The following is a 15,429-nucleotide window of genomic DNA, read 5'->3' as shown; positions in this document are numbered from 1 at the left end:
AAAGGGGAAAGGGGAAAGGGGAARGGGGAAAGGGGAAAGGGGAAAGGGGAAAGGGGAAAGGGGAAGGGGGAAAGGGTAAAGGGGAAAGGTTTCAAATACATCCTTTACCCCTTACCCCTTAACCTTTTCCCAGACCACAAGGGAAGTTCATACTGCTTATCCGAACCGTATTGACGGTGGGGTAGCACAGTTTTGCTACCCTAAAAATGTATCAAAAGTTATTAAATTTCGATTTATTACTATCAGGAAAAATTTGCTATATTTATGCTATCTTTATCAGTTTTCCGAGAAATCACTGAATAGGTAAAGACTAAATAAAGAATTTATTTGAGCGATCGCTATTTTTAAAGAGTCTTATATTCTAGAGATTAAAGCACTTTCAAACAGATAAAACACAAGAGTGAACTAGCTTTGTTAAATTTCTCCACATCGGCATAACCCCAACATCATTAAACATCAATAGAGATTCAAAGGTAATTTGTCAGAGTTCAGAATACAGAATCCAGAAGTCAGAATTTATTAGGGTTTGATAACCAATACTATGAGACTATAATTCTGAATTTTGACTCCTGATTCCTGAATTATTACGGTAATTTTCTCTACACATCTATCGCAATCTCAGTTACTTTAATCGCCATTACCGAATAATCTCTATTTCCATTTTGTTTGTAATTAAACATCAGGTGTCAGAGCATTATCTTTACAGTTAGCTTTGTTTTAAAATCAAGAATTCCTCACACGATTAATTTTATAATTATTCTGGATTTTGAATGCTGACTCCTGAATTATTACATATATGGCAAGTGAAGCATATAGCAATGCAAAATAATTTGTGAAACATTACATATTAGGTTTGTTGACCGTTAACCGTTAACAGTCAGCAGTCAACACTCGATATTTTTCACAACTGAAATAAGATTGCTATAGTTGATGACACCAAAAAACTTGCAAATCTCTTGCCTGTTCCCTGCTGTCAATGACTATCTTTGACAGAATTACGAATTAGCTTGATAGTTTTTCATAACGCCTCGCTTCAGCAATTCACTCTTGTATAAATCCAAAGACATCATGACAACTTCAATAATTACCAGTCTAGAGAATTTCTATGATGTAACTCAGCAACATGAAGATTGTTACTCTAAATCTTACACATTACTGTGGCGACGGGGTAAACTGTTGGTGAAGCCGCAAGGACGAGTTAAATTATCATATTTGCCTTCATTAAATAATCAGCGATCGCTAGTAGAATGCTTAAAACATTCTCCTATAAATTTAGTAAGCATAGATGCAAAATTGGGTGAAGATTTACTACAGTTTTGGGCTGATGCTTGCGAACAAGCTAATAAGCCAATATTCTTACGCATATCCCCAAGCAATAAACAGCTAAAACAAAATAATCAAAACCTGAGATGGTTACAGCGAATCATTGATTGGATTGTTGCTTTTTCATTGCTCTTATTCCTCACTCCAGTTATCCTGGGATTGATTGTACTGTTGCAATTTTATTCGCCAGAATCACTTTTTTGCTATGAATGGCGCGTTGGAGAAAAAGGTAGACTTTTTCGAGCAGTTAAATTTTCCACGACACCAAACCACAACATCACACTGCTAGGTCGCTGGATGCATAAATACAACCTCAACAATCTACCATTATTATTTAATGTACTGCGCGGTGATATGAGTTTGATAGGATCTCGTTGTTGGACATTAGCAGATGTCACTCGATTAGTTACAGAAGAATTCAGAATTCAAAATACAGAATTCAGAAATTTATCTGTACGGTAGTTAATAATTTAATCTCCAGAATTCAGAATATAAAACTCAGATACATTTGATATCTAATTGGAAGAGTTTTATCACCTGTTAACTAACCAATATTCTGAATTCTGGCTCCTACCTCCAAACTCCTGAATTCTGAATTCTGACTCCTGAATTCTGACTCCTGACTCCTGAATTCTCTCTCAATGCAAAATTATCGTTAGAAAAATCCATGCTTTTGAAATTTCCCCAAACAATCAGCAATCTGCTAAAATCTACTCAATTTTGGCAAGACAATTATTTGATATTACGAGAAATTAAAAAATTCCGTAAAATTGCAATTTCGGCTTTAGTGTTTTCAATTTTAGCAGCAGCGTTTGAAGGTGTGAGTATTGGCTTTTTACTTTCATTTTTGCAAAGCTTAACTAGCCCTAATGCTCAACCTGTTCGCACAGGAATAGATTTATTTGATATTTGGATTTTGGGAAGCCAAACATCAGCAATTAATCGGCTGTATCGTATATCCTTATTAATTTTATTGAGTACTTGGTTACGTGCTACCTTTAATTACTTTTCCCAAGTCTACACAGAATTATCTCAAGTACATCTTGCCGATCGCTTACGTAAGCAAATCTTTGAACAGTTACAAGCCTTATCCCTAAGTTACTTCGCTCAAACTCGTTCTGGGGAAATAATTAACACAATTACCACAGAAATTGACAGAATCAGACAAGGTTTTAGTGCCGCAGCTTTTTTATTTACTAGAGGTATAACAACTGTTGTTTATCTCATATCAATGTTTTTAATTTCATGGCAATTAACTTTGATTTCAGCATTACTATTCACACTTTTAGGTGTGGGATTATCTAATTTAAATGCCAGAGTTAGAGAATCAAGTTTTGGTGTGACAAATGCTAATTCTAATTTTACATCTACAGCCGTAGAATTCATTAATGGCATTCGCACTGTTCACTCCTATGGTACTCAAGAATTTGAGCGCCAACGTTACTATAAAGCCAGCGATAAAGTAGTAAGTACTACAACTAAAATAGTCTTTACTTGGACACTTGTTAAACCAATTGCCGAAGGCGTAGCTACTACGGTATTGGTGGGAATGATTATTTTGGCATTCACTAGTCTGGTTAGTAATGGCACATTACAAGTTGCTTCTTTACTAACGTTTTTCTTTGTGCTGTTTCGTTTTATTCCATTTGTTCAAGATATTAATGGCACGAGAGCATTTCTCAGTACTTTACATGGCTCTGCAAACAACATTAATAATCTGCTGAGAACTGATGATAAAAATTATTTTCAGAATGGACATATTAAATTTAAAGGGTTAAAAAACTCAATCAATTTAGTATGTGTAGATTTTGGCTATGACGATGAAAATATAGTGCTGCATAATATTACCCTAACCATTGAAAAGGGAAAAATGACGGCATTGGTCGGAGCTTCTGGGGCTGGTAAAACAACTCTGGCTGATTTAATTCCTCGATTTTATAATCCTACAGAAGGAAATATTTACATCGATGAAACTGATATCAGATTATTTGAAATTAACTCTCTACGTTCCAAGATAGCAGTTGTTAGTCAGGATACTTTTATTTTCAATACAAGTGTTTGGCAAAATATTGCTTATGGAACTCCAGAAGCTACCAATGATGAAATTCAAGAAGCTGCTAAATTAGCCAATGCACTGGAATTTATTTTAGAAATGCCCCAAGGTTTTAATACCCAATTAGGAGATAGGGGTGTGAGATTATCTGGAGGACAAAGACAGCGAATTGCCATAGCCCGTGCCTTACTACGTAACCCAGAAATTTTGATTTTAGATGAAGCAACCAGCGCCTTAGATTCTGTATCGGAACGCTTAATTCAAGACTCATTAGAAAAGCTATCTGTTGGTAGAACAGTAATTGCGATCGCTCATCGTCTTTCTACTATTTCTAAAGCTGATAAAGTCGTAGTTTTGGAAGCAGGACGCATAGTAGAACAAGGCAAATATGAAGAATTACTCGCACGTCACGGCAAGCTTTGGGAATATCATCAGATGCAATACTATAATTCCTAATTCGCAATTATTTTCTGAATTCTGAGTATTATTTGTAGTTTTAACGAGGAAAAATCAATGATAAATCTTGGCTATCACACTGCTAAAATGCAGGGTAAATTTGTTCGTTCTGTATATAAAGCAGCTGTTTCTCAAATTGTTAGTATCCCGATAAAACAAACTCGGCAAGTTCCAATAAATATCTATGCCTTATCATGCGAACGTGACTTACCAGAACAAGTAGCAAGTATTCGCTCATTCATTCGTTATGTCGGTATTCCAAATAAATTTACAGTGATTTCTGATGGGAGTTACACTGAATCTAGTTGTAATTTACTCCGCCGTATCCATCCCTGCGTCGAGGTTGTACTTTTACAAAACTTCCTGAGAATAGATTTACCTCAATGCGTTCTTGATTATGCCAAACTACATCCAATGGGGAAAAAATTATCGGCATTAATGTCAATTCCTATTGATGGAACCACAATTTACACTGATTCAGATATTTTATTTTTTCCCGGTGGTGTAGACTTAATAAATTTAAGCAACTCTGACAACAAATACTCTCTTTATCTACCTGATTGTTCTATATCACTGGACGAACGAATTATCTATGATGATTCTGAAAAGTTAAATCCAGTGAATGGTGGATTTATCTTATTTAGGCATGAACTTGATTGGACTTTTGCCATTGAACGTTTAGCAAATCTACAAGAATATCCTAGTTATTTTACCGAACAAACAATCGTACATTTGACAATACATTTTAATCACGGTCAGCCTCTATGTTCAAAAAAATATATTTTGAATGTAGAAGATCAATTTATTTATGGAGATAAATCTGCAAGTAAACACATTGCTCTACGACATTATGTAAATGATGTCAGGCATAAATTTTGGTTTCATGTAGGCGGATAAATGAATCAAATATTTATTGCTCATATATACAAGTAATTAAATTCATAGCAATCACTAGTAATTAATGTCTAAAATCATTCATAAATTCCAGCAAAAATCCCAAAAATCGCCTGGAGAAATTTTTGCAGAAAATCTGATTTACCAATGTTCAAATTTTGAGGTTGGTGAAGGTGGAGGCGTTGAAACTTATTTAGCGGCTTTATTTGAACATCGTTCCCCTGATATTAGCGATCGCGTCATCAAATCACTGAAAAATGTTGACCAAAGCCAGTTTAAATTACTACATCTCCACAGCCCAGATTTACTATTGCACCTTACAGGTCAATGTCCTACAATATTCAGCGTTCATAATCACTCACTGTATTGTCCTAGCGGAACAAAATATTTAGCTGGAGAACAAACAATCTGCCATCGTAACTTCTCTTATTTGGGATGTACCTGGGGTAAATTAGTAGATAAATGTGGTAGTCGTAAACCTTTAAGAACTGTTAGAGAAATTCAAGGAACTCAGCAGTTTTTAGATGTCTTAAAAAAGATAAAAGTAACTTTTATTGCTAATAGCGAATATGTACGTCAACAGTTAATTAAAAATGGCATACCAGCCGAACAAACTGTAACAGTACACTGTGGTATCTCTCTCCCACAAACACCAACCGCACCCTTAAGTTTAGAAGTCCACCAAAATCAAAGAATTTTATTTGTTGGTCGGATTGTTTCTGATAAAGGTTTGGAATGGTTGATTAAAACCTTAATAGATACAAAGCCGCAAATTCACCTTGACATTGCAGGTGAAGGCTGGGAACGACCGCGCTTAGAAAAATTAGCAACTACCTTGGGATTGAATCACCGCATTACTTGGCATGGTTGGTGCGATCGCCATAAAATAAATCAGCTTTATCAACAGTGTTTTGCTGTCATCTTTCCCAGTGTTTGGCCTGAACCAGCCGGTCTTGTAACCCTAGAAGCCTATGCGCGTTATCGTCCTGTAATTGGTAGTGCAGTGGGAGGAATTCCCGAACATTTACGAGATGGAGAAACGGGTATTCTTGTCCCTGGTAATGATATTAAAAAACTAGCCCAAGCAATTAATTATTTGTCTACAGATTATCAAAAAAGCCTGGAAATGGGCAAACAAGGTCATGCTTTGTTGATGAGAGAATTTACAATGAATCGTCATGTAAATAATCTACGAACAATCTATGCAAAAACAATAGCTGAATTTGAATATCCAGGAAAAAAATAATATCAAATCCCTCAATAAACTGATGGAGAAAAATATGTCATTGCATCAACAACCATTAGTCAGCGTTATCATCCCTACTTATAATAGACCAGAGTATCTTCAGCAAGCGATCGCTAGCGCTGTGCAACAAACTTATCAAAACATTGAAATTATTGTTTCTGATAATTGTAGTCCAGAAAATCCCCAAGTAATTATCGAATCTTTTAATGATTCCCGGATTCGCTTTTGGCGACACAAGAAAAATGTGGGTATGCTTGCTAATCAGCAACACGCTTTTAAAATGGCGCAGGGTAAATATGTTGCTAGCTTGCATGACGATGATGTATGGAATCAAGATTTTTTAGCAAAGCTTGTACCACCATTAGAAGAAAACCCCGACTTAATTCTGGCTTTTTGCGACCAATATATAATAGATGCAAATGGCATCATTAATGATATTGGAACTGAAGAAAATACACGTGGTTTCAAACGCGATTTACTCACACCAGGAATTCATCAATCTTTCTCTAAAATTGGGTTAATAGATAAAAGTATACCCACTGCTGCATCTTGTGTAATTCGCAATCACTTTATTGATTGGGATAGTATTCCCTCAGAAGTTGGTGGAATGTGGGATTTATATTTAACTTACCTTTGTTGTATATCTGGTGGTGGTGCTTACTATTATCCAGAAAGATTGACTAGATATCGCGCCCACGAACAAACTGATACCATGCTTAGTGGTAGTCGAGATATACAAGCAAAAATTCGCAAAGCTAAAAGCGAAATGTTTTGTTATCAAGTGTTTATGGAAGATAGTCGTCTAAAAGAATTTAGAACGCACTTTCAACAAAAATGGTTGGAAGCAAATACCACATTGGGAATTGGTTTGTTACGAAGTGAAGATGTAGCCGCAGCACGTCCTTATTTTTGGCAAGCGTTGAAAAAACAAAAATTTAATTTGCGAACTCTGGCGGCGCTGACTCTGAGTTTTACTCCGCGATTTTTTACAACTAAGTTAATAGGATTATCGAAATAATATAGATATTTTCTGACGAACCACAGAGACGCAGAGGACACAGAGAAAGAAGGAAGGGTGAGCGAAAAAAGGTGTGGGGAGTGTGGGAAGTGTGGGGAGTGTGGGCAGTGTGGAGGGTAATTTTTTGGATACTTAGCTAGAAATCCCACACAAAATTTCGTTCACCCCAGAGAAAGAAGGAAGATTATTTATTATTTCGTGTTTTGGTGTGAGCTATTATTCCTAATAAATGCAGTGTATGAAAATTTGTATTGTTACTCATAAAATCAAAAAAGGCGATGGTCAAGGCAGAGTCAACTACGAAGTTGCTAATGAAGCAATCCGTCGCGGTCATCACCTCACATTATTAGCAAGTGAAATTGCACCGGAATTAGAAGATAATACTCAAGTTAATTGGATTAAAATTCCAGTTCAAGGCTATCCCACAGAATTTATACGTAATTTTATCTTTGCCCAAAAAAGTGCAAATTGGTTGCGTCAACATCGCTCAGACATTGATTTAATCAAAATTAATGGTGCGATTAATATGGCTGCTGCTGATGTGAATGCTGTACATTTTGTACATAGTTCGTGGTTGCGATCGCCAGTGCATATTTCTCGCAATCGCCGAGATTTATATGGTTTATATCAGTGGCTATTTACTGCTTTTAATGCCCGTTGGGAAAAACAAGCTTTTCAAAAAGCTAAGGTTGTTGTCGCTGTATCAGAAAAGGTAGCCCAGGAATTAATTAATATTGGTGTTCCTCGTTCTCGCATCCGGGTAATTGTTAATGGCGTAGACTTAGAAGAGTTTACCCCTGGTGAAAGTGACCGCCAAAAATTAGGTTTACCAGAAAATGTCACCCTCGCACTGTTCGCCGGAGACATCCGCACACCCAGGAAGAATTTAGATACAGTTTTGCACGCCTTAACTCAAGTTCCTGATTTACATCTGGTAGTGGTGGGTCACATCGAAGGTAGTCCCTTTCCCCAATTAGCGGCTTCTTTGGGGTTAAATGAACGCGTGCATTTTGTCGGATTTCGCCGTGATATCCCCGAAATTATGCGGTCAGTGGATTTATTTATTTTTCCTTCCCGATATGAAGCTTGCAGCTTGGTATTGTTAGAAGCACTGGCTTCAGGATTGCCAGTAATTACTGCCACAGCTACCGGGGGTGCAGAGTTAGTAACATCAGAATGCGGCATCGTCTTACCAGACTCGGATGATATCGACGCATTAGCAACAGCATTGATGTCCTTAACCAGGGAACAATCCCTGATGCAACAAATGAGTCAAGCTGCTCGTTCTGTGGCAGAACAACACAGTTGGACTACTATGGCACAAACTTATGTGGATCTATTCGAGGAGTTAAGCAAAAATGCGGAACACTGTTCTGATACCGACTTATCGCCGTCCACAAGACCTATCACGCTGCCTTTTGGCGCTACAGGAGCAAACTAAACCAGTCCATCAAGTGATAGTGGTTGTCCGCGACACGGATGCACAAACTTGGGAATTTCTTAACCAATTCAAAGCTGACAATTTGCCACTACAAACTGTGAAAGTTACACAACCGGGAGTAGTAGCAGCCCTCAACGCCGGACTCAAAGAAGTGCAGGGCGATATTGTTTCCATTACTGATGATGATGCTGCACCCCATCCCGATTGGTTAGAACGCATCGCCGCTTACTTTGCTGGTGACAGTAGTCTTGGCGGTCTTGGTGGACGCGATTGGATACACCACGGTGAAAAATTAGAAAACGAATCCCGCTTGGTGGTTGGTCGTTTGCAGTGGTTTGGACGCGTAATAGGTAACCATCATCTGGGAGTCGGAGAACCCCGCGAAGTCGATATTCTCAAAGGCGTAAACATGAGTTTTCGCAAACAAGCCATCGGACAATTGCGCTTTGACCAACGAATGCGGGGTACAGGAGCGCAAGTACACTTTGAAATGGCATTCACCTTAGCATTAAAGCGAGCTGGTTGGAAGATAATTTACGACCCTAAGGTTGCTGTAGAACACTACCCAGCACAACGTTTTGATGAAGACCAGCGAAACAACTTTAATGAAATTGCCTTGATTAATTTAGTTCATAATGAAACCTTAGTTTTATTAGAACATCTATCATTTATCCGCAGGATTATATTTTTATTCTGGGCAATCTTAATTGGAACCTGCGATAGTTTTGGCTTAATACAATGGCTGCGATTTTTCCCCAAACAAGGACATTTGGCAAGTAAAAAATTGTTGGCATCTTGGCGGGGACGTTGGCAAGGATATAGAGAATTTAGAATTCAGAATTCAGAATTCAGAATTCAGAATTAAAGAATATGTTTGCCAAATTTCTTTGTAGCAGATTTGAAATTTCGCCAATATCCAATTTAATACCAATGAAAAATAATACAAAATTTGAGTTAATTGGTATAAATCTATAAGCTAAAACTAAAGCTGATTTTACTCCTGACTCCTGACTCCTGAATTCTGACTCCTGAATTCTGAATTCTGACTCCTGAATTCTGACTCCTGACTCCTGACTCCTGACTCCTGAATTCTGACTCCTGACTCCTGACTCCTGACTCCTGAATTCTGAATTCTGACTCCTGACTCCTGACTCCTGACTCCTGATATATAAATCCAAAGTTGAATGATTTCCAAGCAGATACTTTATAATAGTTTTTCACAAGAAAGCTATTCTCCTGAGGAGCGATCGCCACAGGGTTGGATAGCGATCGCTGGCTTTATCCTATTAACTATAGTTTGCTATTTTGCCGGTGCTACTGCTGCATTGCGCCTAATTTATCCGGTGACAGCTTTAGTAGTAGCTGTGTTTTTATACTTGCGCCATCCCATTCTCTACATCGGCTTTACTTGGTGGATATGCTTTCTCACACCCTTAGCTACCCGCCTAGTTGATTATCGAGTCGGCTGGGATCCCACGCGCCAAATGCTAATAGCACCATACTTGGTGGTGTTTGTCACCATTGCAACTTTCTTGCGACGGTTTAAAAGTGCCTATTACCAAGGTGGCTTACCGTTTATTTTAGCTTTTATCGGAGTCTTCTACGGTTTTTTAGTAGGTTTAATTTACAACGCACCAGTTCCCGTAGCACGCGGTTTATTAGATTGGCTAGGGCCAATTATTTTTGCTTTTCACTTATTCATTAACTGGCGAGATTATCCTAGCTATCGCCAAAATTTTCAGCGAATATTCCTGTGGTGTGTGTTAATTTTAGGAGCTTATGGTGTATACCAATTCGTTGTTGCTCCTGAGTGGGATAGATACTGGCTCATAGAATCGAAACTATTCATGAGTGCTGGTAATCCCGTACCTTTTGGAATGCGTGTTTGGAGTACATTACACTCAGTCGGCCCCTTTGGCTCCGTCATGCAAGCTGGATTATTATTATTATTTACTACTTCTGGAAGTTTAATTTTTCCAGCTTCAGCCGTTGGTTATTTATCCTTTTTATTGACACAAGCACGAACAAATTGGGGCGGCTGGTTATTGGGAATAATTATGATTGTAGGTTCAGTGAAAACCCGGATTCAAATGCGCTTAATCACCATAATTGTCGTCATGGCAATTTGTGTTGTACCATTAACAACCATCGAGCCAATTTCTGGGGTTGTGTCAGAGCGGTTGCAAACTTTTTCCAACCTCGAAGAAGATAATAGTTTTAGAGATAGATCCCAAAGTTACGACAAAAACCTGAGTTTAGCTCTTTCTAACGCTTTAGGTAACGGATTAGGAAATATTTGGAAAGTCAACGAAAAAACCGGACAAATCGAAGTAGTAGTAATTGACAGTGGCATTCTAGATATGTTTTTTACCCTTGGTTGGTTTGGAGCTATATTTTATATGGGTGGATTAATTTTATTAATTATTAATGTTAGTAAATATAGCGAAGGCCGTTTTGATAGTTTTATCAGCGCTGCCCGCGCCATTGGTATTAGTTCTGCAACACAACTAATTATTGGTAGCGGTATGTTGAGCGTAGCCGGCATGATTCTCTGGGGATTTTTAGCAATGGCGATGGCAGGACACAAATATTATGTTCATCAACAAAAATTTTGACCTCCCAATTTTTTCAAAACACAAAACAACTCTCAATTAATCCTTTGCGTTCCTTTGCGTTTAAAAATTCAAACATTGGGGATGCTCCCTAATTTTCTCCCTACATTCACCTTTACTCAACAAATTAAAATTATGAAAGCAATTATTGTAATGCCATTAGCCGAACAACGAGGCGGCGGTGAAATGATGCTTTGGGATTTGATGCAGCAAGGACGTAATACTGGTGTCGAGTGGCTAGTGATATTTTTAGAAAACGGCCCAATGGTAGAACAAGTAAAATCCCTTGGTATCGACACACGAATTGTAGAAATTGGACGTTTGCGCCAAATTCACCGTTTTGTTGCTGCTGTCTGGCGGATAGCTGCCATCGCCCGCCAGGAAAATGCAGATATAATTGTCAATTGGATGTGGATAACGCACATATCCGGAGGTTTAGCGGCGATGTTGGCGGGGTTACCTGCTGTGTGGTATCAGCTAGAAGTACCCAGCGATAAGCCTTTGTTAGTGCGACTTGCCACTTTAATTCCAGCGCGGGCAATTATTACCCTCTCCCAAGATGGTAAGCAAGCACAAGCCGAGATTTGGCCGCACAGACCCACACCGTTGGTGTATCCTGGTGTGGCGCTAGACAGATTTCAACCCGATGCTTTACCTTCTCCCCAAGAAGCACGGCGAAAGTTGGGCTTACCTTTACACGGGCCATTAATTGGAATTGTGGGACGATTGCAACGATGGAAGGGAATGCATGTATTAGTACAAGCAATGCCGAAAATTTTACAACAGTATCCCGATGCCCATTGTGTAATAGTCGGCGGTAAGCACGATTTTGAACCAGATTATGAGGACTTTTTAACAGCAGAAATCGCCGCTTTAGGTTTGAAAGAACAAGTAATTATGGCTGGGTTACAGCGCAATATTCCAGAGTGGGTACAGGCGATGGATGTATTTGTCCATGCATCTGATAAAGAACCCTTTGGCATTGTGATTATTGAAGCGATGGCCCTGGGTAAACCTGTAATTGCTGGGGATGCAGGCGGGCCAACGGAGATTATTACAGATGGAATTAATGGATTATTAACACCTTACGGCGATGCGGATAAATTAGCGATCGCTATTCTCCGTTATCTTAACGAGCAAGAATTCGCCCAAAGTGCAGGAATAGCCGCTAGGCAACGCGCCCTAGATTTTTCAACCCATAGTTATGCTCAAAACTTTATCAATACCGTTCGCTCTCTAATACCAAGTGTTTCATAATGAGGCTACAGGCATGACAAAAGGAGATACATTTTCATAAGCTTTTGCTGCTTGTAATACTAGTAAATCTCTGTATTTAGCTGCGACAATTTGTATACCTACAGGTAGGCCGTTTTTGGTGAAACCACAAGGCACAGAAGCGGCTGGTTGTTGTGTCAAATTAAAAACATAAGAAAAAGGCGACCAATCTTGCTGGGGATTGTCAATATATGATTGGGGTCTGTTTTGTCCCACGGGAAAAGCGACTACAGGTAAGGTGGGAGTAATTAGTAAATCGTAGTTTTGATGAAAGTGTTGCAGATGTCTTCCTAGAGCTTCACGAGCATCTTGGGCTTTGATGTATTGTGATAGAGTAAGGCGATCGCCTTCTCTAGCGCTAGCCTGTAACCCTTCTTCAATTACAGCTTGTTGTTCTGGACTAAAACCACCCAGTAGCTTGGCTGCACCGACTTGCCAGAAGGTTTGAAAAATACTCCGGGGATTGGCAAAACCAGGATCGATTTGCTCCACAACAGCGCCGAGTTTGGCAAAAACATCAACTGCGCCTCTCACTAAGGCAGCTACTTCTGAATCGACATCGGCGTATCCCAAGTTCGGACTATAAGCAATTCGCAGTCCAGCTACACCGCGATTTAAATCCAAAGTATAGTCTTGTTGCTCCTCTGGTAAAGCATACCAATCACGGACATCAGGATGGGCAATAACATTTAACGCTACTGCTGCATCGGTAACAGTGCGAACTAGAACGCCAATATGAAACAATGTTCCAGTATGGGCTGATGGATAACCAGCTACACGTCCAAAAGTGGGCTTGAAACCAAATACCCCAGTTAAGGCCGCCGGTGTTCTTGATGAGCCACCGCCATCTGTACCCAAATGAAGAGTACCCATCCCTAATGCAGCAGCCACAGCCGCCCCGCCGCTACTACCTCCGGGAGTTAGTTCTGTATTCCAAGGATTGCGGGTAATGCCAGTCAGGGGACTATCGGTGACACCCTTCCAGCCAAATTCTGAGGTTGTGGTTTTTCCCAGTAATACTGCTCCCTGTTCCCGTAGACGGGCTACCGCAGGTGCATCTTCTTCCCAAGGTTGATTGGTGATAATCGCTTTACTTCCCCGGCGCGTTGGTAAACCCTTGGTTAACAGCAAATCTTTGGCAGTAAAGGGTATACCATCCACCAAGCCCAAGGGATTACCATTGAGCCAGCGCACTTCTGAAGCCTGGGCTTCCACAAGAGCAGTCTTTTCATCAACGATCGCAAAGGCATTAACTGAGCTATTGTAAGTATCGATCCGTTCTAGGGCGGCTTTGGTTGCTTCAACTGGTGACAACTGGCGATCGCGGTATAGTGGTAAGAGTTGAGAAGCAGAGAAATTAGCAATTTCTGACATATTTATTGAATAAGAATTAGCGATTTTTAGGTAGGAAAGTCACGACGCTTGAGCAGAGAAAGCAGTGCGATACCTTCAGCTAAGAGTTTATCAACAGCACCTTCCTGGCGATCGATAACGCAGAGTGCGTAATCAATTTGTGCCCCAAGTTGACGAAGCTGATGGACTGAGACGACGATTTGACCGCCAGAAGTGACTACATCTTCTACAATCAGCACTTTCCGATTATTAATCTCTGCACCTTCCGCTAATCGGGAAGTTCCATATTTTTTCGCTTCTTTTCTGACGAAAGCAGTAGGTAAGCCAGAGTATTGTGATAAGAGTGTCACTATGGAAATGCCACCAAGTTCCAGACCTGCAAGTACTTCGATATCACTAGGAATGAGAGTAACCATCTGCCTAACAATAGCATTAAGTAAAATTGGATCTGCCTCGAACTGATACTTATCAAAGTATTCGTTTGATATTCGTCCGGAACGAAGTTTAAAAGATCCAGTCAGATGTGAAATTGCATAAATTTGCTTTGCTAGTTCACTTTTAATTGTTTCGATTTCGACTGTTTTATTGAAAATTTCCATCTATTCAACCTTGCTGTAAAAACTTTGCTATATCCAATTCAGCACCTTGATATTTATCGAATTAATAATGATTTGTAAAATCCTGTAATTAAACTCGCAGCAACAACAAGCCATTTGTAAAAGCTTCATCCCACAAAGGAGATTTCTGTATTTCTGACACAGAAACAGGTGGATTTATAGGTTCATCGCCATTACTCAAGAAAGATTGCTCTGATTGTAGAGATAATTGCCAATAACCTACATCACGCCACTTACCAAATTTAAAACCAACTCGATGAAACACTCCCACAGGTACAAAACCAACAGCTTCATGTACAGCTACACTGGGTTGATTGGGTAAAGCGATGGCAGCTACAACGTTATAAAATCCTTGCAGTTGTAGTAACTTAAATAGCACCGTATACAAGGCTTTAGCAATTCCTTTGCGGCGATGATTTTCACTGACGTACACTGATGATTCTACAGACCATTGATAAGCCGCACGGGTACGATAAGGACTAGCATAAGCGTAGCCTGCAAGTTGACCATTAATTTCGCAAACTAGCCAAGGCATCTTTTGTTGATAGCTCTGAATCCGGTTTTGAAACTCTGTTTCGCTTGGCGGTTCTAATTCAAAGGAAATTGTAGTTTCCTGGACAATCGGTGCATAAATTTCCAGCATTTGTAATGCATCGTTTTCATGGGCTAGTCTGATTGTCGCTTTCACTGTAATACTTGTCTTTTAGCAAACCAACTAAAGAATAAAGCTGTTCCCAATCCCCAAACACCATTAAGTAGTATACCTGTAATCATTGCTGCTGGTTTCCAACCACCTGCTATGGGCTGACCTTTCAATGGTGCAACAATAAACCAGGCAATCAATGTCGGTGCAATAGCACCAAATATTAGCGCCGCTAACCAATAATTTTTGTTTACTTGCCAACGTACTGTAATCCCTGCCCAAACTAAACCCCAAATTCCTCCCCAAAAAGCACTTGAGAGTAATTGCGGTACACCAAAAGGTTGTGTGGGTGTAATTTGATAGGCTGGACGTTGAGCAAAATTAATTGCATGTAGCAGCGCCAGTAAACCTTGGTGAAATACCAAGACTGCGACAAAGCCAGCAACAAAAGCTAGGGTAAATCTATATACTTCTGTTTTTTGAGTCATTCGATAACTT

General features: G+C 39.4%; 13 protein-coding genes. 9 read left to right on the top strand and 4 right to left on the bottom strand.

From position 1 onward, the window contains the following. Positions 1 to 1,068: 1,068 nt before the first annotated feature. From hepC to VF06_RS34745, 9 genes are all read left to right on the top strand, one after another. Positions 1,069 to 1,785 (top strand): heterocyst development glycosyltransferase HepC, encoded by a 717-nt coding sequence (gene hepC, locus VF06_RS34790; protein ID WP_099071217.1) that lies wholly within the window; start codon positions 1,069 to 1,071, stop codon positions 1,783 to 1,785. 205 nt (positions 1,786 to 1,990) lie between these two features. After that, positions 1,991 to 3,832, top strand: coding sequence for a heterocyst formation ABC transporter subunit HepA (hepA, locus tag VF06_RS34785; RefSeq protein ID WP_099071216.1), 1,842 nt, complete (start codon positions 1,991 to 1,993; stop codon positions 3,830 to 3,832). A gap of 87 nt (positions 3,833 to 3,919) precedes the next feature. Beyond that, positions 3,920 to 4,729: a hypothetical protein gene (locus VF06_RS34780; protein ID WP_257208152.1), complete on the top strand. Its 810-nt coding sequence runs from the start codon at positions 3,920 to 3,922 to the stop codon at positions 4,727 to 4,729. A 64-nt stretch (positions 4,730 to 4,793) separates the two neighbouring features. Further along, on the top strand, positions 4,794 to 5,972 hold the full coding sequence (locus VF06_RS34775; RefSeq protein ID WP_099071214.1) for a glycosyltransferase family 4 protein: 1,179 nt from the start codon (positions 4,794 to 4,796) through the stop codon (positions 5,970 to 5,972). A 34-nt stretch (positions 5,973 to 6,006) separates the two neighbouring features. Continuing rightward, the gene (locus tag VF06_RS34770) at positions 6,007 to 6,990 is read left to right on the top strand and encodes a glycosyltransferase family 2 protein (RefSeq protein ID WP_099071213.1); all 984 of its coding nucleotides are present in this window, start codon (positions 6,007 to 6,009) and stop codon (positions 6,988 to 6,990) included. Between the two features lie 238 nt (positions 6,991 to 7,228). Further along, on the top strand, positions 7,229 to 8,431 hold the full coding sequence (locus VF06_RS34765; RefSeq protein ID WP_099071212.1) for a glycosyltransferase family 4 protein: 1,203 nt from the start codon (positions 7,229 to 7,231) through the stop codon (positions 8,429 to 8,431). Beyond that, on the top strand, positions 8,349 to 9,296 hold the full coding sequence (locus tag VF06_RS34760; protein WP_099071211.1) for a glycosyltransferase family 2 protein: 948 nt from the start codon (positions 8,349 to 8,351) through the stop codon (positions 9,294 to 9,296). The genes VF06_RS34765 and VF06_RS34760 overlap by 83 nt, the downstream gene beginning before the upstream one ends. Before the next feature lie 319 nt (positions 9,297 to 9,615). Continuing rightward, a complete protein-coding gene (locus VF06_RS34750; RefSeq protein ID WP_099071209.1) occupies positions 9,616 to 11,046 on the top strand; it encodes an O-antigen ligase family protein in 1,431 nt (476 codons plus the stop codon). A 132-nt stretch (positions 11,047 to 11,178) separates the two neighbouring features. Then, a complete protein-coding gene (locus tag VF06_RS34745; protein WP_099071219.1) occupies positions 11,179 to 12,300 on the top strand; it encodes a glycosyltransferase family 4 protein in 1,122 nt (373 codons plus the stop codon). Here the strand turns inward: VF06_RS34745 and VF06_RS34740 are convergent. The 4 genes from VF06_RS34740 to VF06_RS34725 form a co-directional block, all read right to left on the bottom strand. Next, positions 12,295 to 13,692, bottom strand: a complete 1,398-nt coding sequence (locus tag VF06_RS34740; RefSeq protein ID WP_099071208.1) for an amidase — start codon at positions 13,690 to 13,692, stop codon at positions 12,295 to 12,297. The genes VF06_RS34745 and VF06_RS34740 overlap by 6 nt on opposite strands. Before the next feature lie 26 nt (positions 13,693 to 13,718). Further along, the gene (pyrE, locus tag VF06_RS34735) at positions 13,719 to 14,270 is read right to left on the bottom strand and encodes an orotate phosphoribosyltransferase (RefSeq protein WP_099071207.1); all 552 of its coding nucleotides are present in this window, start codon (positions 14,268 to 14,270) and stop codon (positions 13,719 to 13,721) included. An 88-nt stretch (positions 14,271 to 14,358) separates the two neighbouring features. Then, positions 14,359 to 14,976, bottom strand: a complete 618-nt coding sequence (locus VF06_RS34730) for an arsinothricin resistance N-acetyltransferase ArsN1 family B (RefSeq protein WP_099071206.1) — start codon at positions 14,974 to 14,976, stop codon at positions 14,359 to 14,361. Beyond that, a complete protein-coding gene (locus tag VF06_RS34725) occupies positions 14,973 to 15,419 on the bottom strand; it encodes a hypothetical protein (protein WP_099071205.1) in 447 nt (148 codons plus the stop codon). The genes VF06_RS34730 and VF06_RS34725 overlap by 4 nt, the downstream gene beginning before the upstream one ends. Positions 15,420 to 15,429: the final 10 nt, after the last annotated feature.

Origin of the sequence: Nostoc linckia z4 (assembly GCF_002608075.1) — a bacterium.
Taxonomy (GTDB): Bacteria; Cyanobacteriota; Cyanobacteriia; order Cyanobacteriales; family Nostocaceae; genus Nostoc; species Nostoc linckia.
The sequence above is the reverse complement of the archived record's forward strand: the minus strand, read 5'-3'. Positions and strand labels throughout refer to the sequence as shown.